The sequence below is a fragment of the Bacillus sp. AK25 genome, from assembly GCF_048270685.1.
GTDB lineage: Bacteria > Bacillota > Bacilli > Bacillales > Bacillaceae > Bacillus > Bacillus altitudinis.
Genome location: NZ_JBLUWC010000001.1, coordinates 1,905,513 through 1,924,834 on the forward strand (window position 1 = coordinate 1,905,513; position 19,322 = coordinate 1,924,834).

General features: G+C 40.4%; 28 protein-coding genes. 7 read left to right on the top strand and 21 right to left on the bottom strand.

The genetic code is table 11. The features are described from left to right. Positions 1 to 28: 28 nt before the first annotated feature. The 5 genes from ACNO7B_RS09725 to ACNO7B_RS09745 form a co-directional block, all read right to left on the bottom strand. Positions 29 to 859 carry a M15 family metallopeptidase gene (locus ACNO7B_RS09725; protein WP_017367458.1) on the bottom strand — a complete coding sequence of 277 codons (831 nt, stop codon included), beginning with the start codon at positions 857 to 859 and terminating at the stop codon, positions 29 to 31. Between the two features lie 68 nt (positions 860 to 927). Then, a complete protein-coding gene (deoD, locus tag ACNO7B_RS09730) occupies positions 928 to 1,623 on the bottom strand; it encodes a purine-nucleoside phosphorylase (protein WP_007500754.1) in 696 nt (231 codons plus the stop codon). Between the two features lie 110 nt (positions 1,624 to 1,733). Then, positions 1,734 to 2,051 (bottom strand): YodL domain-containing protein, encoded by a 318-nt coding sequence (locus ACNO7B_RS09735; protein ID WP_007500756.1) that lies wholly within the window; start codon positions 2,049 to 2,051, stop codon positions 1,734 to 1,736. Positions 2,052 to 2,105: 54 nt separating this feature from the next. Continuing rightward, positions 2,106 to 2,714: a phosphatase PAP2 family protein gene (locus ACNO7B_RS09740; protein WP_017359684.1), complete on the bottom strand. Its 609-nt coding sequence runs from the start codon at positions 2,712 to 2,714 to the stop codon at positions 2,106 to 2,108. A gap of 51 nt (positions 2,715 to 2,765) precedes the next feature. Continuing rightward, on the bottom strand, positions 2,766 to 2,936 hold the full coding sequence (locus tag ACNO7B_RS09745) for a YozD family protein (RefSeq protein WP_017359685.1): 171 nt from the start codon (positions 2,934 to 2,936) through the stop codon (positions 2,766 to 2,768). Positions 2,937 to 3,055: 119 nt separating this feature from the next. Between ACNO7B_RS09745 and ACNO7B_RS09750 the strand changes: the two genes are divergently transcribed. Further along, positions 3,056 to 3,190, top strand: a complete 135-nt coding sequence (locus ACNO7B_RS09750; protein ID WP_017359686.1) for a hypothetical protein — start codon at positions 3,056 to 3,058, stop codon at positions 3,188 to 3,190. Here ACNO7B_RS09750 and ACNO7B_RS09755 read toward each other — a convergent pair. The 7 genes from ACNO7B_RS09755 to cgeC form a co-directional block, all read right to left on the bottom strand. After that, entirely contained in the window at positions 3,187 to 3,867 is a 681-nt protein-coding gene (locus ACNO7B_RS09755; RefSeq protein WP_417901469.1) for a hypothetical protein, read from the bottom strand. The genes ACNO7B_RS09750 and ACNO7B_RS09755 overlap by 4 nt on opposite strands. A 147-nt stretch (positions 3,868 to 4,014) precedes the next feature. Continuing rightward, a complete protein-coding gene (locus ACNO7B_RS09760) occupies positions 4,015 to 4,239 on the bottom strand; it encodes a YozE family protein (protein ID WP_008346438.1) in 225 nt (74 codons plus the stop codon). Positions 4,240 to 4,318: 79 nt separating this feature from the next. Then, a complete protein-coding gene (locus ACNO7B_RS09765; RefSeq protein WP_024718564.1) occupies positions 4,319 to 4,600 on the bottom strand; it encodes a YokU family protein in 282 nt (93 codons plus the stop codon). Positions 4,601 to 4,602: 2 nt separating this feature from the next. Then, positions 4,603 to 6,003, bottom strand: coding sequence for a lysine 2,3-aminomutase (ablA, locus tag ACNO7B_RS09770; RefSeq protein ID WP_417901470.1), 1,401 nt, complete (start codon positions 6,001 to 6,003; stop codon positions 4,603 to 4,605). 116 nt (positions 6,004 to 6,119) lie between these two features. Then, positions 6,120 to 7,496, bottom strand: coding sequence for a sigma-54 interaction domain-containing protein (locus ACNO7B_RS09775; RefSeq protein ID WP_144626359.1), 1,377 nt, complete (start codon positions 7,494 to 7,496; stop codon positions 6,120 to 6,122). A gap of 156 nt (positions 7,497 to 7,652) precedes the next feature. Continuing rightward, positions 7,653 to 8,948 (bottom strand): glycosyltransferase, encoded by a 1,296-nt coding sequence (locus tag ACNO7B_RS09780; protein ID WP_171465497.1) that lies wholly within the window; start codon positions 8,946 to 8,948, stop codon positions 7,653 to 7,655. 18 nt (positions 8,949 to 8,966) lie between these two features. Next, positions 8,967 to 9,287, bottom strand: coding sequence for a spore maturation protein CgeC (cgeC, locus tag ACNO7B_RS09785; protein ID WP_007500768.1), 321 nt, complete (start codon positions 9,285 to 9,287; stop codon positions 8,967 to 8,969). A 207-nt stretch (positions 9,288 to 9,494) separates the two neighbouring features. On the opposite strand from cgeC, the gene ACNO7B_RS09790 reads away from it, so the two are divergent. Together ACNO7B_RS09790 and ACNO7B_RS09795 are read left to right on the top strand one after the other, a co-directional pair. After that, the gene (locus ACNO7B_RS09790; protein ID WP_007500770.1) at positions 9,495 to 9,896 is read left to right on the top strand and encodes a hypothetical protein; all 402 of its coding nucleotides are present in this window, start codon (positions 9,495 to 9,497) and stop codon (positions 9,894 to 9,896) included. Positions 9,897 to 9,911: 15 nt separating this feature from the next. Continuing rightward, on the top strand, positions 9,912 to 10,874 hold the full coding sequence (locus tag ACNO7B_RS09795; RefSeq protein ID WP_417901471.1) for a CgeB family protein: 963 nt from the start codon (positions 9,912 to 9,914) through the stop codon (positions 10,872 to 10,874). 28 nt (positions 10,875 to 10,902) lie between these two features. Here the strand turns inward: ACNO7B_RS09795 and ACNO7B_RS09800 are convergent, their stop codons facing one another. After that, on the bottom strand, positions 10,903 to 11,625 hold the full coding sequence (locus tag ACNO7B_RS09800; protein WP_056704364.1) for a cytidylyltransferase domain-containing protein: 723 nt from the start codon (positions 11,623 to 11,625) through the stop codon (positions 10,903 to 10,905). A 253-nt stretch (positions 11,626 to 11,878) separates the two neighbouring features. Between ACNO7B_RS09800 and ACNO7B_RS09805 the strand changes: the two genes are divergently transcribed. Further along, positions 11,879 to 12,907, top strand: a complete 1,029-nt coding sequence (locus tag ACNO7B_RS09805; protein WP_268414470.1) for an SDR family NAD(P)-dependent oxidoreductase — start codon at positions 11,879 to 11,881, stop codon at positions 12,905 to 12,907. Positions 12,908 to 12,960: 53 nt separating this feature from the next. Here the strand turns inward: ACNO7B_RS09805 and msrB are convergent, their stop codons facing one another. Both msrB and msrA read right to left on the bottom strand, forming a co-directional pair. Continuing rightward, entirely contained in the window at positions 12,961 to 13,392 is a 432-nt protein-coding gene (msrB, locus tag ACNO7B_RS09810) for a peptide-methionine (R)-S-oxide reductase MsrB (protein ID WP_007500777.1), read from the bottom strand. Next, entirely contained in the window at positions 13,392 to 13,925 is a 534-nt protein-coding gene (msrA, locus tag ACNO7B_RS09815; RefSeq protein ID WP_046343804.1) for a peptide-methionine (S)-S-oxide reductase MsrA, read from the bottom strand. Before msrA ends, msrB begins: the two co-directional genes overlap by 1 nt. A gap of 138 nt (positions 13,926 to 14,063) precedes the next feature. Here msrA and ACNO7B_RS09820 point away from each other — a divergent pair, with 138 nt between their 5' ends. From ACNO7B_RS09820 to ACNO7B_RS09830, 3 genes are all read left to right on the top strand, one after another. Continuing rightward, the gene (locus ACNO7B_RS09820; protein WP_007500780.1) at positions 14,064 to 14,495 is read left to right on the top strand and encodes a MarR family transcriptional regulator; all 432 of its coding nucleotides are present in this window, start codon (positions 14,064 to 14,066) and stop codon (positions 14,493 to 14,495) included. Positions 14,496 to 14,547: 52 nt separating this feature from the next. After that, positions 14,548 to 14,808: a hypothetical protein gene (locus ACNO7B_RS09825; RefSeq protein WP_008346413.1), complete on the top strand. Its 261-nt coding sequence runs from the start codon at positions 14,548 to 14,550 to the stop codon at positions 14,806 to 14,808. Positions 14,809 to 14,925: 117 nt separating this feature from the next. After that, positions 14,926 to 15,594, top strand: a complete 669-nt coding sequence (locus ACNO7B_RS09830) for a DUF4397 domain-containing protein (protein WP_056704636.1) — start codon at positions 14,926 to 14,928, stop codon at positions 15,592 to 15,594. A gap of 188 nt (positions 15,595 to 15,782) precedes the next feature. Here ACNO7B_RS09830 and ypmT read toward each other — a convergent pair whose 3' ends face one another. The 6 genes from ypmT to ACNO7B_RS09860 form a co-directional block, all read right to left on the bottom strand. Then, positions 15,783 to 15,980 carry a protein YpmT gene (gene ypmT, locus ACNO7B_RS09835; RefSeq protein WP_008346409.1) on the bottom strand — a complete coding sequence of 66 codons (198 nt, stop codon included), beginning with the start codon at positions 15,978 to 15,980 and terminating at the stop codon, positions 15,783 to 15,785. A 24-nt stretch (positions 15,981 to 16,004) separates the two neighbouring features. Further along, the gene (locus ACNO7B_RS09840; protein ID WP_417901472.1) at positions 16,005 to 16,571 is read right to left on the bottom strand and encodes a YpmS family protein; all 567 of its coding nucleotides are present in this window, start codon (positions 16,569 to 16,571) and stop codon (positions 16,005 to 16,007) included. 9 nt (positions 16,572 to 16,580) lie between these two features. Beyond that, positions 16,581 to 17,342 carry an SGNH/GDSL hydrolase family protein gene (locus ACNO7B_RS09845; protein WP_025207511.1) on the bottom strand — a complete coding sequence of 254 codons (762 nt, stop codon included), beginning with the start codon at positions 17,340 to 17,342 and terminating at the stop codon, positions 16,581 to 16,583. 69 nt (positions 17,343 to 17,411) lie between these two features. After that, positions 17,412 to 18,002, bottom strand: coding sequence for a cytochrome c oxidase assembly protein (locus ACNO7B_RS09850; protein WP_007500791.1), 591 nt, complete (start codon positions 18,000 to 18,002; stop codon positions 17,412 to 17,414). A 22-nt stretch (positions 18,003 to 18,024) separates the two neighbouring features. Further along, positions 18,025 to 18,867 carry a DegV family protein gene (locus ACNO7B_RS09855; protein WP_074041989.1) on the bottom strand — a complete coding sequence of 281 codons (843 nt, stop codon included), beginning with the start codon at positions 18,865 to 18,867 and terminating at the stop codon, positions 18,025 to 18,027. Between the two features lie 187 nt (positions 18,868 to 19,054). Continuing rightward, entirely contained in the window at positions 19,055 to 19,306 is a 252-nt protein-coding gene (locus tag ACNO7B_RS09860; protein WP_008346400.1) for a YpmP family protein, read from the bottom strand. Positions 19,307 to 19,322 lie beyond the last annotated feature (16 nt).

Below are 19,322 nucleotides of genomic sequence, written 5' to 3' on the forward strand. Positions count from 1 at the left end.
TCCCAGCTTCGGGAGGCCTTTTATTTGTTTATATTTTCTTCACTTTGTTCATATACTCTTCGAATGTTAAATCATGATCGTGCATCGCTTTTGCAGCTTCTTTCCCTACATAGCGCAAGTGCCACGGCTCATATTCATATTTCGTGATGTCTTCTTTCCCTTTTGGATAACGGATGATAAAGCCATATTTATAAGCGTTTTTGGCTACCCATTTACCATCAGGTGTTTCACCAAATTTTTCAGAGATTTCAAAGCCGGCACTTTTTGAGGAAATATCCATAGCTAAACCTGTTTGATGTTCACTTTCGCCTGGTAAGGCTACGGCTTCTTGTGCTTTTTCTTTCCCTTTTAGTTTCACTTCACTATCAAAAATGACTTTTTGACGATCATAGGAACGATAGCCAGATACTGCAGCAAGCTCAAAGTTTTCCTTTTTAGCACCTTTGAATAACTTCGCAAGTGCCTCCGCTGCTTCTTTTCGAATATATCGTTTTTCAATATCCTCTGAAAAAGAGAATTCCACTTTTGGTACAACGAGATCAGAAGGTTTATAGGTTCCTGGCAGTGCATATTCTTTGTTCACTAAGGCAAGCACATTTTCAGGGTTTTGAATGGTCTTCAGTCCGCTCACTACCTTGATGTCATTGAAATATTCACTCTTTAACGTCAGCTCTTGATTAGATGAATCTGCCGTATCGTTTGAGTTTTGCTGGGGTGATGAACTTGCTGCGTTCTTTTGTTCGTTTGTTTTGTTAGATTCAGTGGTACCGCTTTTCTGATCCAGCAACTGGCAGCCTGATAATGCGGCCGTCAAACCAAGAATCGATGCGATTGAGAGTATTTTATAGCTTTTCTTCATGACATACCTTCCTTTTGCTCTACTAAAAAAATAAAGATGCGCTACATCGTAGCACACCCTTTATACTATTATAAAACAGAATCTAGTGCAATTAAGATCATTTCGTCAAATGTCGTTTGACGCTCTTCAGCAGTTGTTTCTTCTCCTGTTAGCACATGATCGCTCACTGTCAGAATCGACAACGCTTTTCTGCCAAATTTTGCAGCAAGCGTATAAAGAGCCGTTGTCTCCATTTCGATCGCTAGAATTCCATATTGGTCCATCAGCTCAAGTGGTTTTTCATTATAAAACTGGTCTGCTGTAAATACATTCCCAACACGCACAGCTACATTTTTCGCTTCTGCTGTGTCGTAGGCTTTTTTCAGTAAACCAAAATCAGCACATGGTGCGTAATCAATCGGTCCAAATGCCACACGGTTCATTTGAGAATCTGTTGATGAGGTTTGAGCTAAGATGACGTCACGTACATTGACATCTTTTTTGATCGCTCCGCAAGAACCAACACGGATTAAGTTTTGAACATCATAGCTTTGGATCAGCTCATTCACATAGATCGAAATAGACGGTACGCCCATTCCAGTACCTTGTACAGAAATGCGTTTTCCTTTATATGTTCCAGTATAACCATACATGCCGCGCACTTCGTTATAGCACACAACATCTTCTAAATATGTATCTGCAATATATTTCGCACGAAGCGGATCGCCTGGAAGCAATACCGTTTCTGCAATTTGTCCTTTTTCTGCTCCAATATGTACACTCATTTTTTAGCCTCCACTTACGTTTAACATGTGTTTAGTCCCATTTATTATAAACGATTGAGATCAAAAAAGAAAATACCAGCTGAAAGTAAAGCTGGCATCGTCGTTTATATTTAACTCATCGTCATTAGGCGTTCACTACGTTTCCATCCTGCCGGAAAGAGCTGGTAGTAGCACTTCCCTTTTTTCTGGTCATCAATCACAACGATATCCCCTGTTGTGATAAACCGTGCATTGTAATCATTAGGGACTGTATCTTGTACATTAAATGTCGAGAATGCTTTTTCTAGTACATCAAGGTGTGTCCTGCCGCCAATCTTTGTCCGGTACACAGGCTGATGCCCGCTTTCTGCACCATATTCAGGTGTTTGATAAATGGTTAAGTGATAAGCTGAAGGTTTCTTTTGAAAAAATCTCAACGTCAATTGCATTCAAATCCCTCCCCTTTTATATAAAATTGGCTGGGATCTATGAATTTCCTTCTTCTATTTTTGTCGAATGACGGACAATTTTTCGTCAATCTTTTTACATATGAGAAATAAAGCTAGTCCTATCGCAAAGCCCCCTGCTACATCAGTGACATAATGAACACCGATATACATCCTGCTGATGCCGATCATCAGCACATAGCACCCTGTCACCATGTAGACTGCTTTTTGTCTCTTTTTCAGCCACGGAACCATTTCAATGAATAGATAGGCGATAAATGGATAGATCGTTGCTGCATTCATAGAATGTCCGCTCGGAAAGCTGTAATAGGTCTCATTCACTAGATGATCAAAGGCTGGACGCTCTCTAGCAAACAGTCCTTTCAGTTCATGATTGACCGTTTTTTCTGCTATATATAGTAGAAAAAGCAGCATAATAGAGTGGTAGCGTTTATACATAAACAGCACCACGCTAAAGATGAGCATGATTGGGACAAGCAGCGCACTGATACCAAAGTCAGTCAAAGTCAGCATGACATCATTTAAAAAAGGAAGTCTGATGTTTTCAAACGATAAGATGATCTGGTTGTCCAACTCCTGGAACATGCCAGACACCATAAGCGCTGCGATGGCGCCAAACAAAAGGAAAAAAATGATGACATACACGCGAACCAATTCCCCTCCCTTTCTACTCAGAATCTCTTCAAAGTATAGTGCCTACCACGCCTCTTCTTCAACTATCATTGCTTTCCTCAGCATATATTCAAATGTAATATCGGCAAGCTCAAACGTTTCCAGCTCAGATGGTATGTACCCTCTTTTGACCAGCTCCGTGTAGAAGAATTCTGCAATTTCCTCTGTATCAATCACCAAATCTGCTTCTTTCATTGCTTTCCGCCTCCTTTTTTATGATGTATGAACGCTGCCTTATTTTTATTACAGTTTGTCATAATGGCTCATTCCATACATATAAATGCAGTAAACGAAAAGAAAAGGGGCACGAGGCAATGAAATGGTTAAGCATTTTAGATGGACATACTTTTGATCAGGTGATGGGCCGTATCTTGAGGGGATGGTTTTATGTGATTGCTTTTTTCTGTGTTCCTTACTTTTTATTCGTGTTAGGACAAGTCTTCTTTTAACCAAAATGCTCGTTTAAACTTTCCAAAATAAAGTCCATCATATCCTTATATTCTGGGTCTTTGAAAAATTCATAGAGAATTTTATAATCATTGTAAATATCAAGAAGCTCATCCACTATAGATACAGCGAGAAATTCTAGTGATGCTTCGCTTTCTTGTTTCTCTTCTAAATGTAATAGAGCGGTTTGCACCATATCTTCCTCTATTTCTTTTGAGGTTTCTCCAACGTAATGCACAAAAAGAAGCTGATGAACAAACTGATCCGTCTCATATTTTCTTAGGACAAGTGTCAAGTCTTCTTCTTCTGTTTCCAGCCATTCTCCGTCTTTTAACCTTGTCAGTTCATAAATGACATCTTCCCAGCCATCTTCAAGGTAGCGCCATATCTCAGTCCGATGGCCAATGATTTTAAATAGCTCTTTCCCGTAATCCTTTACATATACAACATCGCCAATGAGGAACTCATATTCAATGTCCAGCTTTTCTGTATCTACAATCACCCCGTCGTACTCATCGTAAAGCTGGAGTGATGTTTCAAAATAAAGCACCTCATTATGATTGACCTCATATAGATAATGTTGGTCAATTTGATGGACTTTTGTTATCGTTCCAACTGTGCCGTACATGACAACGACGACAATATCCCCTACTTTATATTTTGGTGCTTTCGCCTTCATTCTGTCTCCCCCTTGCCCGACTTTTGGTCTTAACGTATCGTATGCCGGCGCAAGGAATTCTGCATGGGCAACCACACCATGCAAAACGCCATTTTATTTCTTCATGAAAAAACCGCTTCTTCCATACGGAACAAGCGGTTGTGTGTGTTATTTTTTTTTGACTTCTACTTCGTATTGCTCAAAAGCCTCATCAAATGTCGTCATGGAGCTTAAATAGTCCCCATTTAACTCTAAATAGGCACATAGCTCATGATAATCAGTGGATGCTTTAGGAAAGCTGTGATCTTCATAAGCAGCATTTGCAAAATGACTGATGTCATCCTTCGGTTTTGGATGTCTGTACTTCATTAAATAATGGTAAAACGACTTCACCTGTTTTTCCCTCCGCGACACTCTATTTTGTTGTTATATTATACAGGAATTTGATGACTTGTATAGGCGGAGGTACAACTTATGAAGAAAAATCAAAGTAATTACGCTTTAATAACCGCTCCATGCTCATTAATTCTTCATATGAGATTTTTTCTGGAAGTTTTGTTTGATCGACTAAAATTAATTGATCTTCTATCTCTTTTACTGTCTCATCCTTCTGATACGTCATCCCGCAATGCGTGCAAGAAATCGAAGGCGTTTCCAAAATCTCAATCGATTGTGTGCCCGTGATGAGTTCCCAATAGACTGTGGTCTGTCCTGCGTTCGCTTTCTTCTCCTCACACCAATCACATGTCAGCAACGTTATTTCTCCTCCTTTACGGTTTGTTCTTTTTTGAGCTGGGCTTGATATTTCTTCTCTTTTAATTCATCTCGTTTTTCACGTTTGTTTTTGAGCGTATCATGTTCAGGATTCGTTTCATAAGACTCTCTTCGTTTCATTCGGGTTAAATTTTCAGGCGTAAAGGATCTTGCTTCGTCCTCAAATAGAGCTGTTATGCCAATGGCGGGTTCTTTCTTTTCTTCATAGATTTCATTAAAATACGCATCTGCTTGGCCGGCGACGTAATGTTCTGGCTCCGGATAAGAGGTGATCACACCTTCAAAGTTACGCAGGACCACTTTCTCTGGGCTTTGAGATAATAAATAATTTGGCTGTAAGGTGATCTTACCTCCTCCGCCTGGTGCATCTACAACAAAGCTTGGCACGGCATAACCACTCGTATGTCCTCTTAAGCCTTCAATGATTTCAAGGCCTTTTGAAACCGGTGTTCTAAAGTGGCCGATCCCCTCAGATAAATCACATTGATAAATATAATAAGGTCTGACGCGAATCATTACGAGATCATGCATCAGCTTCTTCATAATTGGAACACTGTCGTTAATTCCTGCTAGGATCACCGCCTGATTGCCAACAGGGACGCCAGCATTGACAAGGCGCTCACACGCTTCTTTCGCTTCTTTTGTGATTTCAATGCTTGTATTAAAGTGAGTGTTCAGCCAAACAGGATGATATTTTTTTAAAATCTCACACAATTCATCTGTAATTCGCTGCGGAAACACGACCGGTGCACGTGTTCCAATTCGAATGATTTCAACGTGAGGAATGTCTCGTAAGTTTTTCAAAATGTATTCAAGCACTTGATCATTAATTAACAGCCCGTCACCGCCTGAAATTAACACATCCCGCACTTCAGGGGTTTCTCTAATATATCCAATGGCGGCATCTAATTGCTTTTTCGGCACGCCCATCCCGATCTGACCGGAAAAGCGCCTTCTCGTACAATAGCGGCAGTACATGGAGCACTGATTTGTGACAAGAAACAGCACACGATCTGGGTAGCGGTGCGTTAAACCTGGAACAGGTGAATCCTCATCTTCATGGAGCGGATCTTCGAGGTCATATTTTGTTTTATGAAGCTCCTCTGCAATTGGTACAGACTGCATACGAATTGGGCATCTTGGATCATCTGGATTCATCAGTGAGGCATAGTAGGGTGTTATGTTGAGTGGAATGGTTTTCGTGGAAATCTTCACCCCTTCTTTTTCCTCTTCTGTTAAGTTCACGACTTTTTCTAAATCTTCTAGCGTTTTGACCGTATGCGTCAGCTGCCAAATCCAGTCGTTCCACTTTTCCTCGGGTACGTCCTTCCAAAGTTCAATGTCCTTCCAATGTCGCGCAGGTTGATACAGTTTTTGATTCATATCCATTCCCCCTATCAGCATTCACTTTATACTATGCAAGTTATGTGCCAACATGGGAAAATGCCCCTATTCTTTACAAAAGGAGCTTTTCCGTCACATTCACCTGTTTGAAGTGCCTATTTTTCGGCATCTATATATTTTTTTAGCTTATACTGCAATGTTTGTCGAGGAATTTTTAAAGCGGCTGCCGTTTGCTTAATATTCCCTGCGTGCTGTCTTAAAGCTTCTTGAATCAGCGTTTGTTCAAATGACGTCACTTGACTTTTTAATGAGGACTCTGGTGGATGACTTTCTATCTGATGCGTCCGCAAATGGACAGGGAGATATGCTGGGGTGATTTCTTCTGCTTCCTTTGGCATCATCAAGACGGCATGCTCGATCGTATGTTTTAATTCTCTGACATTCCCTGGCCACTGATGGGCCATAAATACTTGGACAGTTTCTTCAGAAAGGCGGTTGACGTTTTTAGAAAATTGCTGATGATACGTTTGAATAAAGTGGCGGGATAACAGCTGGATATCATGCTTCCTTGTGCGAAGCGGCGGGATATGAAATGATGACACATGCAGTCTATAAAATAAGTCTTCTCTTAACATTTGTTTTTTAACGGCTTCAAATGGGTCGATATTGAGGGCAGTAATCACTCTGACATTTACTTGAACCGCCTTTGCATCACCTATCCGGCGGACAACACCATCCTCTAACACACGCAGTAATTTTGTTTGAAGCGTAAGCGGCATCGCTTGCAGTTCATCAAGAAAAAGCGTACCGCCATCTGCTAATTCAAACAGCCCCTTGCGATCTATTGCGCCCGTATAACTTCCTTTGACAGACCCGAATAAAAGACTTTCAAGCAGCGATTCTGGAAGAGCAGCGCAGTTTTGCGGGATAAAGACTTGATCTTTCCGATCAGATGCATGAACAATCGCTTGTACGAGTACCTCTTTTCCTGTCCCAGTTTCCCCGAAGACCATAACCGACGAAGGATATGCAGCAGCTTTTTTCGCTTTCTCCAGCATCTCTTTTAAGTGTGGATCATTTGTTAAAAATGAAGAAAAATCGAGCATTTGAGTGGTCTCCACGGCACCATCCGTTCGTTTTTTTTGATCTAAACGATTCGAAAGCGCCGACAGCTTCGACACATCCTTCGCTACTTCTACCGCCCCAATTAACTTGCTGCCTTCCATAATGGGCAGTGTGGTGTTGACGGTCTCAATTTTTTCTCCATTTTTATTCAAATAGGTTTGCAACGAATGATAAATGGGTTTTCCTGTTCTAAGTACATGCATGAGTGTACTTGTCTTTTCAGTTAATGAAGGATACACATCCAGTATGTACTTGCCAATCACTTCTTCTTTCGCTAAACAGTCGAACTTCGCTGCATTATGATTATAAAAGATGGTGACCCCTTGATCGTCTACAACGTGAATCGCTTCATCGATGGCTTCTAAAATTAATTCAAACCAATCCGCTCTTTCGACAACCTTCCCCACTATTTCTCCCTCACTTTCTATGCTGAAAATTCGGCACTGTATTGCCCAATTTTCAGCGGCTTGATGATGTTCAACGTGTTCCTCTATCCTTTTCACGATTCGCTTTTTCCTGTCGATCTCCTGCTTTTTTCATCTATTCTAAAAAAAGCACCCCTCTTAGGAGGAGTGCTTTCGCCCTGACGTTTGATAAAGAGACAAATCAAATTCCTGAAGAGACTCCATATACAGCGGCACAATTGGCTTTCCTTCTTGAAAAAATGCAAATTGAGAAGGTTGTAGTTTGATTGGCTGATGGTAAAACGCAAATATTTTCACTACCTCAGGGACAATTCGGCAAAAGGTATCATGCACAAATAAATAGACATCTTGTTTCCATTTAAACAGCCGTCTATTTGGTGGGCTGAATATTGGAGATACTTGAATGATGCTGCCTTCCTCAAACGTCTCCAGCTGCTGTTTTGTGACCGTGTAAATCTCCTTTTGATGAAACTGAAAATATTGCACATCACGTCTTGAAGCAAACCGTCTTTTTGTCTGATGTTCAATATAATAAAATGTTCTGCCGTTATCTGCAGTGACGACTGTATAATTCGGAACTGTCAGCGGCTCGTTCATTTCATATTTCATCGTACATAAGGAAGGAACACGAATCGCACGCCTGTTCTTTTCATTCACCCAGCGCTTGTCAATTAGATGGAGACATCCGTGAGCGATTTGATAATAAGCGCCATCTCTTTCAATCACAGTTCCGTCAATTAAATCGTAGGGCATACTCGCAAACATATGATGGAATGATTGTGGCGTTTTATATGTGGTATCTAGTACTTCTTGTAATGGAAAGAACGCAGCAAAATGATTCAGTCTCATCCAAAACACAGAATCAGCATGATGCCAATGTTTTGGTTCGTCGGCCCAGTATTGTCCGTATTTTTCATGAATAAGCGAAAGCAGCCGGCTTCTATGCATAACAGAGCAATGGTCGACTTGAAAGGATGCATGCTCCAACACTTGATCTGCTTCTCGAACGAAGCTCGCCGTTTCCACCAAATGCTGATTCACATGCACGACACGCTGCGAGGAATAGACGATATCTATGTGAGGCTTCGATTGAAAAACCTCGACCATTTTCTCTAAACGATCTTTTCTGTAGACTGTATCATCAGTTACATAACAAACCAGCTCACCTGTTATACGTGTTAATGCTTCATTAATTAGCGTTGCATAACGTACAGTCTTCAGCCGGTTTGCAGGATGAATTTGATGAGAATACAATTGAATGCGCTTATCCACTAAATAAGGCTGCATCTTTTGGATCGTTTCTTGTTCAGAGCCATCATCCATGATCAAAAGCTCCCAATGCTGATACGTTTGTTCTACCACACTCTTTAACACACGTTCAATGAAATCAGGTTTGTTGTAGCTTGTTAATATCACTGATACTTTCATGACCATTATCCTTTTTTAAATAGATTAAAAAGCCCCCCAGCTGACAATGTTCACATAAGGAACACTTACTCTTAGCTGATTTGTCGCATTTTTAAAGACTGCTACTGAGTCAAACAATTGTACGACAACCACGTTTTGCAGCACATCTCCATTGACTAAATGAACACGCGGCAGCGGAATGCCGAGCTCAAGCCACGGGCGCAGCAATTCTTTAATCTCTGACGCACTCCCTTCCTCACTTTCCTCTAAAAGATGAAGAAGAAGTATAATCAACACAACTTCAAGTATTCCTTCTGTTTCTAGTAATTCTTCGTTCCAGCCATTTAATAGTTGTTCAAATTCCATTCAGATTCCCTCTTTCTTCTCGTTTGATCTTTACTAGAGTATGAGGATCACTTCATTTAGCATCAGCATTTGAAAACATTTTTCAAAAATGTGTGAAGTCATTAAATGAAAAAAGAACAAGGAATGAGCATTCTGCTTATACCAAAAAAAGAGAACGGCATATACATAGTGGTGTGTTTGAATGGATGAAGAAAGGATGGGGAAAACATGAGCGAAAAGCGTGCCGAATTAAAAAAAGAGCTGTTAAAGCTGTTTTTCAAACCGCTTAGTCATGCGTTAACAGTTAATCTCGAAGAAGGAGGAGTTCAAGTGGAAGAAAAATTGAACGATTTATTTAGTGAGGTGGCTGCTGAAGCATCACCTTCAGATTCTGCTACAACACTCGACGTATCTCAACCAGCAAGATGGATTTTTGCAAGACTTGCACCTGGAACAGTCATTAGCATTGTCATGGACTCAGGTGACTTAATCGGACCCGTTCAATTCGTATCATTCGATGCTTCAACAGGTGTTGTTTTCGTCACACAAGAAAGCTCTGTGACACCTACCGGCTCTGCAACGACTCTATTAGATGTAGATAAAGTAGAAAGTGTTACGTTCACATCTTAATGTGAGAGGGCCATCATGAAGCTTCTTTATATCAGCTCTGGCTACGGTGGAATCTATCGGATGTTCGATCAATGGATAGAAGATAGCTTCATTGATTCCCCCTTTTTATGCGTCAAAGTGGAAAGGGAAACTCTACCCGCTTATATGCACAAAATCCGGACATTCTCTCCGGATTTTGTTTTCATGATGATCGGTGATCATATTCCAACAGAACTGCTTCATCAATTCAAACAAGAAAAGATCCCCGTTGTACTGTGGATGACAGAAGACCCTTTTTATATAGATGTGTCAGCTGCATGTGCAAGTGATGCACAGCTGATCTTAACGATTGACGAAGGTGCTTTGTCATTTTACAAACAAATGGGCGCTGATCACACGCACTACTTTCCCATTCCAACCAATACACACGTATTTCAGAAAAAAGAATCACCACATGAGTCGTGCATTTATGACATTGCACTCATTGGCTACCCTTATCCAAACCGCATCAAAGCCATCAATACACTCTTACATCAAAACAAATGGCGCATTCTCGTAGCAGGAAAAGAGTGGCATCGCGTGTTGAATAAATCACGCAGACGATATCGTGATCTCTCACTGATGACCCACTGGCTGAGTCCCGAGCAGATGGCAGACATCTATCAAACATCAGCCATTGTTCTGAATCCGCACAGGCCCGCGCAATTTGCCTATAATCAAAACAAAGCCAATGTTCATAATATGAGTCTCAACAACAGAGCATTTGATATCGCTGCAAGCGGAGGCTTTCAGTTGACAGATCTACAACCGTCACAGGCATTTTCAAGCTTCGCTTTTTACACACATGAAAACGATTTGATTAAACAGGTCGAGCACTATGTAAAAAATTCTCAACAAAGACAATCGGTTGCAGAGAACAATTACGAGCAAGTCGTTCGCTGGAACACATTTGATACGCTGCCTTACAGACTTTATGAAATAGTCAAAAGCGCCCTATGACCGGGCGCTTTTTCTAATTGCCATCATCTTATGCCGTTCCTTCTGCATCTTGTCGAGCCAATAAAATCTTCTCTGCCTTTTTCCGATCTTCCTCATTTTTCACAACAAGCGATTGCGCATGATCCATCATATATGCACCAACAGATCCTTCTAAAAAAGAATGAATGCATTCTTTTGCATATGGAACATGAAACGCATAGACAGCTCCATTTAAACGTCCATACGTATAAGGGTGCTCCTGAGTTGGTACAAAAAAATAATGATTGTCCTTATATAGGCTGGCTTCATTGGTGTCATGAAGTGTCCAAGTTTCATTTGGATTTTCTAACGCCTCTGTAAAAGAAGCCGCACAATCATATCCCCCCTCTACTAGAAGCTGCAAGCAGTTCTCAATATCTGCCGTCTGCCTTAGTGGTGATGCTGGATGCAAATACAAAACAATATCAAACGTCTTTCCCTCTCGTTCTAAATAAGCAAGTGCATGCTTCACAGCTACTAAAGAAGGTGTTTGTTCCGTCACATGTGTGCTTGGCAGTTCAATGACATTTGCTCCATAGTGGGCCGAAATGATTTGAGTATTCACATCCTCTGAAGATACGATGACTTCATCTAATTCAATCATTTGTAATAATGGCTGAATGGTCCAATAGATTAGCGGCCGCTCCGCCAATACGCGAATGTGTTCAGCATGATGCCCCTGCTTGCTGCTAAAAGCTGGTATCATGGCTAAAATACGATTTCCCCTATACATGTATGATCTTCTCCCCTCGCGCAGCTCAGTATCAGTGAATACATTCTGAGAGCTGAGCTGATCGCCGTACTGAAGTCTTCAGGTGCCTCGCTATTCTACTTAATCTTCTATCTCTACATATTCTATTAAGTCGTCAAGCAGATGGTTATAATTGGTTCACCTAATTTATGCATGAAGTGGTTCTTTTCCTCAAACGTCTTCCACTCTTTCACATATGATGCAAAGTAGAGAAATGAGAGTTGGGGGATTAGATATGTCCAAACAAATAGAAACGAGTTTGAAGACCTTTTTTCGTGACAAAATCATCTTGGTCACAGGCGGTACGGGTTCGATCGGCCGGCAGATTGTGAAAAAATTAACAGCCTGCTCTCCTAAAAAGGTCATTGTCTTCAGTAAAGATGACAGTAAACAATACATGATGAAAAATGAATATGCGGCAAATCCAGAGGTTGTATTTGCACTGGGAGATGTGAGGGATGCAAGCCGCGTCAGGCAGCTTGTCAAAGGGGTAGATATCATCTTCCATGCAGCTGCACTCAAACAAGTACCCACCTGCGAAGATAATCCGTTTGAAGCTGTCCAAACCAACATCATCGGCGGACAGCATGTCATCGAAGCAGCACTTGAACATGAAGTCAGTCATGTTGTCAACATTTCAACCGACAAAGCGGTTTCTCCGACAAATGCCATGGGAGCTACAAAATTAATTTCAGAAAAATTGTTTTTTCAAGCGAATGAAAGTATTTCAAATCAGAAAACGAGGTTTTGCTCTGTCCGGTTTGGCAATGTGCTTGGCTCAAGGGGTTCCGTCATCCCCATCATGCTTCAACAGTTGTTAAATGAACAACCTCTAACTGTAACTGATCCTAAAATGACACGCTTTTTTATGTCTATCGAAGAAGCTGTATCCCTCACGCTTGAAGCAGCTATCATGATGAAAGGCGGCGAAACATTCATTCTCAAGATGGAGTCATTACAGCTGGCTGATCTATTGAAAGCATTTCATGAATATGCCGGTCAGATCAACGTTCCTTCTCCTGATATTCTCGTTGTCGGCAAAAGACCTGGAGAAAAACTTCACGAGGAACTCACATTCCCTCACGAGGGAGATGCACTGTTTGAACATGAACAATTTTACGCCATTTTACCAAGACCACATCTTCACCCTCATTTTCAAAAAGTCCATTTGACCCATTACACATCAAACGAAGCACCGCTCATTACAAAAGAGAAGCTGTTTCACATCATTGAACAATTACATCATACACACCATAAAAAATAAAAAAATCGTCACACGGAAGCAACTGACTTCCATGTGACGATTTTTAAAATCAATTATTGAAAGATGTGTTTCAAATGGCCATAGCCTTCTTTTTCAAGATCATCCTTCGGGATAAACTTTAAAGCGGCAGAATTAATACAATACCGAAGACCGTTTGGCCCTGGGCCGTCAGGGAATACATGACCAAGGTGAGAGTCGGCCGTCTTACTGCGAACTTCTGTCCGCACCATGCCATGGCTCGTATCTACTTTCTCTTCTACCTCTTGATCTTCAATCGGCTTTGTAAAACTTGGCCAGCCGCAATGGGCATCAAATTTATCTAAAGAAGAAAACAATGGTTTGCCTGAAATGATATCTACATAAATGCCCTCTTCCTTATGATCCCAAAATTCATTTTGAAATGGCGGCTCAGTTCCATTATTTTGCGTCACTTCGTACTGCATTCGGTTTAATTCTTTGATGCGCTGCTCTTTTTCGTTAGCCATTATTTATCACTCCAATGAGATTGAATAAAACCTGCTCTGCCCGAACCGACATGGTATCGTTCGTAGTGCATTTTGTTCTTTTTATAATAATGCTGATGATATTCCTCAGCAGGATAAAAAGGACCAGCCTCTAAAATTTCTGTCACGATTGGCTTTTGGAAAACTCCACTTTGGCTCAGCTGCTCTTTTGATGTTTCTGCAAGTTGCCTTTGTTTTTCATTGTGGACATAAATCCCTGTACGGTAGGACTCTCCTCTATCACCAAATTGTCCTCCATCATCTGTTGGGTCTATTTGCTGCCAATATAGTTCTAATAGCTTCTCATACGGAAAAACGTCTGGATCAAAGGTAATTTGAACGGCTTCTCTATGGCCTGTCGTATTTGTACATACTTCCTCATAGGTTGGATTCACTGTATGTCCGCCAGTATACCCTGATTCAACTTTGATAATGCCTGGCTGTTCATCAAAAGGTTTAACCATACACCAGAAACAGCCTCCAGCAAATGTGGCTAATTCTTGTTTTTCAGACATATTAGTGCCCCCTTCATTTAAAAAATGGTATCATCATATTATAACATGATAAAAAATAATGAAAATGATACGACTTGTATACCTAAAAACAAAAGAAAGCTTTCTGTCGTATCTTAAAATATAATGGGGGTTTAATGATTGGAACAAAGAAAACAAATGATGTATGAAATGGATACTTTACTGAGAACCGTATTTAAGCAAATACGTTATGAAATTAACAGCCTGCTTGAAAACGAATTATCTCGGAATGAATTTCTCATTTTAAATCTGCTGCGTGAACAAGGCGCAAAAAAAGTAACGGAATTCGCTTCAATTCTCGGTGTATCAGCAAGCCATATTACAGCTGTAACCGACACACTTGTAGAAAAAGGCTGGATCACTCGTATCCGTTCAAAAGAGGATCGACGCATCATCAAAATCCACTTAACCGATAAGGGTAAGGAAATTACTGAGCATTTTGAGAAAAAGAAAACAGAATACTTCATGGAACGATTTGAATCATTTGATGATGAAGAACTGAAAACGATGATCAAATTATTTAAAAAGCTGGATAAAAGTCAAAAGGATTAAGCATAGATTTTAGCGTGGAGGACATGCTACGGATAAAAAGGTGGAATGAACCATGACAAGTCCATATCTTTGTCCGAACTGCAAAACCAACAGAACGCGTTTTAATCTCATCGAGCAGCATTCAGAACCTGTGAAACTTGATCCAGCAACTGGAGCTATTGTCGAAACATATGAAGGAGATCAGCTTTCTCCTTTTCACATGAACTATCAAGGACCGAAAATCAAAGTCCAGTGCGGCGTTTGCGGATTAATTGAGGATGAAAAAACGTTCATTAAGTTGGCTGAATATCATCAATATTCATCTCCTTCTTAATACGAGAGCCTGACACTTTTTGTCAGGCTTTTTTCTATGTTTCTTTTGCCTATACAGATCGTCCCTTTCTTGCATACGCTACAAAAAACACATTGCAGAGAAAGAAGGGATAAAGACGTGCAGCAGCTCTACGAGATGAATCAATTTCTATATCGTCCATTAGCTACCTTTCCCCCATACCATCCGAGAAACACCATTTCCAAAGCTGTTATTCGATTATTTCACGCTGCACCGGATTTAAGTGAGCTTGCTGTATTTGTAAATCAGCAACCAATCCAAAAAAAGCTGCCATACGGTCAGCTGTCTGCTTATATGGAATGGGATGAGGGTGTTTATGAGATAGAAGTATTCAAGCTGGCTACAAAAGAAAGAATTCTTTCTTCTCGTATGATGATTAATGGAAACGAGACTTACACGCTATGTATCACAGGAGCTCGTACCGGCTTTGCGCTGCTCACAGAAAAGCAAGACTCGCTGATTAAGCAAGATGAGCTATCAGCACTCACGTTTATCCAGCTGTCACCAGACCTCCCTTTCATTGATATATATGAACGAGATCAAGGCATGTTATCAAAGGAACTCGGATATGTAAGCGGCACCCAAACTCACCACTTCTCTCCGAATAAGTATCACTTTGAATTAAAAGCTGCTGGTACTCAAAGTGTACTGCTAGATATTCCGAAAGTTCACCTGCAAACAAAGCGGGCCTATCTTATTTTACTTCATGGATTTGCAAACGGAGAGCCAGAACTAATGGCAAAAGTCGTCTTGTCTCACCAAATGTAAAAAGAGCCTTTCCAAATGGAAAAGGCTCTCAGCGTGTAGACAAAGCCTCGCATTCGGTGTCAGTCCTGCGTGCCGGTGCTCACGAATGTCACATTCACTCTGCGCCAGTACTCGTCCTTCCTAGAATGCAAAGATTTTCAATCACGCTGAAAATAAGATAAATAGCCTTTCCAAATGGAAAAGGCTATTTACGAGACATCTTCAGCTTTTTCTTGTTTTTGAAAATCAAAAGCAAGAATCATGGTACCTAAAAATAATGCACAATAGGCGATATTTAAGTAAAACTGGTCGATATTTTCTGCTTTTAAATGAGAGGCAGCTGTCATGCCAAAGTATGCAGCAAATAAGAGCGACAGTAAACTAAAATATTGATAGACTCGCTTCATAATTTCACTCCCGACTTACACGTTCTATTGCTTTGGATGATAATATGAGAATTCAATTTCATCATTCTCAAGATCAATTTTGTTCGCTTTGACATACATATCATTCGTCAGCGGCATTTCTGAAAGGCGCACTTCCACCGTTTTTTGATCTGGTTTCACATGAACGAAATCAGGCAGTTCATAGAATTGACCCATGTAGCTTAAAACAAAACTGATTGGGATGCTTAATTGTCCAATTGAAAAGTCATCTACTTTCAGCAGAACATCCCCATTATCTTCAACAGATGGTGTAAATGATACATTTGCATTAATCGTTGAAGAAAAAGCTTTGATTGCACCTGTTACTTTCACATCTTGGTCAATCGCAACATGAAAGTCGGGCATATCGCTTGATCCTTGGTTTTTTAAATAATCATTGACAAAGCTGGTGAGCGATTCTTTTGAACTAGAAATGTTAAAAGCATACTCGCTGTTCACTTCTTTTTTCGAAGGGGATTGATCGCTCGGCAACAGCATAAAAATACCGCATACAAGAACAATCAATAGATTAATTGACAGTAAAATATAAAATAAACTCTTCCATTTTTTCATCTTTTCACCCTATTCCTTCGGCAGTCCTTCTTTTTTCACTTCTGAGAATAAACGATTTGCCATAAGAGAGTACCCCTTTTGGTTTGGGTGGAAATCATCATCTGCCAGTAATTTTTCATCTTGATCATCTTCAAATAAATCTGCAACATCGATCATATCAGCATTGCCGTCTTTTTTTAGTTCTTTTTCGGCAGCAGCATTCCAGTCTTTGACGACCTCATCAATATCTCTCAGCTCAGACAAGCTGAACTTAAAAGGATTGTACATACTGACATACATGATTTTTGCATGGTCATTATGCTCTCTTAATTGAGCAAGAATGGTCTTAAAACGCTCTTCAAAAGGACCTTGCTCTTTTTGAAAAGGAGCAAATGTCAAGTTGAGCACATTTTGACGGACGACATGCATTAAGTCATTTCCGCCGATCGTAAAGAAAATATAATCAGCGTCTTTCAGTCCATCCTGCACTTTTTTTTCTTTTAATCTTTTTAATAAATCTACCGTTCTACTGCCTTTAATGGCATAGTTTTTTAATGTAACAGACTGTACACCGTCCACCGCTTCTATCTTGTCACGGGTGATGCCGGCATATCCTTTTTTATTTTGATCTCCGATTCCTTCTGTTAAGGAATCTCCAACCGCTGCGATCGTAATATGTTCTTTTACGTTTTGTGTGTCTTCTAGTTTATCCTTTATGCCAGCCTCTTGCGCGGAACATGCAGAAAGAACAAAAGCTAGAGACATCACAATCAAAATCAAACGAGCCTTCAAACGATGATGTCCCTCCTTTTTCTGATTAAAAAAGTGTATCATGTTTTCGCTCATTTGAACATCCTTATGCTAGCTTCGATTCAGTGTTTTGATGTCCTTGATGATTTCATCATATGGCGTATTTTGAACGCCATCATAATTTTTCATCACTTTTCCTTCTTGATCAACGAGGAAAAACAGAGATTGATGTATCACTTGGTCTTCGTCTTCAGGTTTTTTCACAATCGTCTTAAAGCTTTTCATTGCAAATTTTTCAATCGCTGACTGCGAGTAACCAGTGAGAAAATCCCAATTTTTAAAGGATAATGGATATGCTTTTGCAAATTCCTTTAGCTTTTTCGGTGAATCCACCTCTGGGTCGACGCTAAATGAAATGATGTGCGCATCCAATTTTTCTTCTTTTAACCGTTTTTGTAGCTCTGTCATATGTGCCGTCATCGGCGGGCAAATCGTTTCACAGCTTGTGAAAATAAAATCTGCCACCCAGACTTTCCCCTTTAAATCGTCGAGCGACACCTTTTGACCATCCTGGTTTTGATACTCAAACGGCTGGATTTGATAATTTAACGCATCCTTGATTTGTCCATTTGAACATGAGACTAAAAGAAGCACGCTTATAATCGTAAGCGCACCAAATAAGGCTCCCCTTTTTGTATACATGACCATTACATCCCCTTTTCAATCAATCGGTATAAAAAGTAAAGCCTATAGCGCCCTTACCAGTATGACAGGAAATAATCGGTGTTGTATAAGCGATGTCAACTAGTGCATCAGGTGTGTGATCAAGCAGTGCTGCTTTAAGCTTTTCTGCAAGTTCTAATGCGTCTGCATGTGCGATCCCAATTGCCTGAACGGTTTTCCCTTTCACCGCCTGTACATACTGTTTTGTCAAATAGCGGACAAGAGCGGAGTAACTTCTCACATTCGCTTCTGGTGTGTATATGCCGTCTGTTAAGCTGGCAATTGGTTTAATATGAAGAAGTGAACCGATCAGCGCCTTTCCTCTTCCAATTCGTCCACCTTTCACGAGATTTTCTAATGTATCGATTGTGACAAATAGCTTTGTTTTAAGACGAATTTTGTCCATTTCTTTGAGGATGTCATCACGGCTTGCCCCTTTTTTTGCAAGCTCTGCTGCTTTGGTGACTTGAAACCCTAAACCATAGGAAATAAAATTCGAATCGATGACAGTGATATTTCCGTCTACCATTTTAGAAGCGCTTTCAGCAGTTTGAACCGTACCACTCATCCCACCAGTTAAATGGATACTAATGACTTCGCTTCCATCTGCCGTCAGCTTTTCATATAATTCGATGAATTGACCGATCGCAGGTTGAGACGTTTTCGGCAGTTCATCAGCGGCCTCCATTTTTTCAATAAATTCATCTGGCTGTATGTTCACTCGGTCAATATAATCAACCCCAGAAATGGAGATATTGAGCGGAATGACATGAATGGAAAGATCATTGATTTTTTCTTGCGGAAGGTCCACAGTTGAATCTGTTACAATTTTAATTTGTTTCACTATCGTCTCATCCTTGCTGTCTTAGTCTTTACTTAAGATATTACCTTATTTCCTTCAATCTTCAAAACAACTGTCATAACGTTTTTGAAATTGTCACATTTTCTTCTTTTCATGTAAAAAATCCTTGCCAAGATGAGTGGCCGCCATTTGAAAATGGCCGCTCACTCTCTTTGGCAAAGATTCCAATTTACGCATTGTGTTTTAGTGTAGGCTCTTGGTAGATCTGTTCATATGTGCTCCACTTGACGTTACGTTTCACATCCTCCCTGAAAGAGTACACATGCCTCTTTCCCTTAGATACATAGACTTTTTTCAAGAAAGCTTCAAGTCTAAAGGTGAGCATGAAACCATAGGATTCATCTCCCTTTAAAACAGGGACTTCTGTTACCTTGATCTGAGCTCCATCCATCCGTCTAAAACATATTGTTTTGAGCAGCACAAACGATCAATCCTCT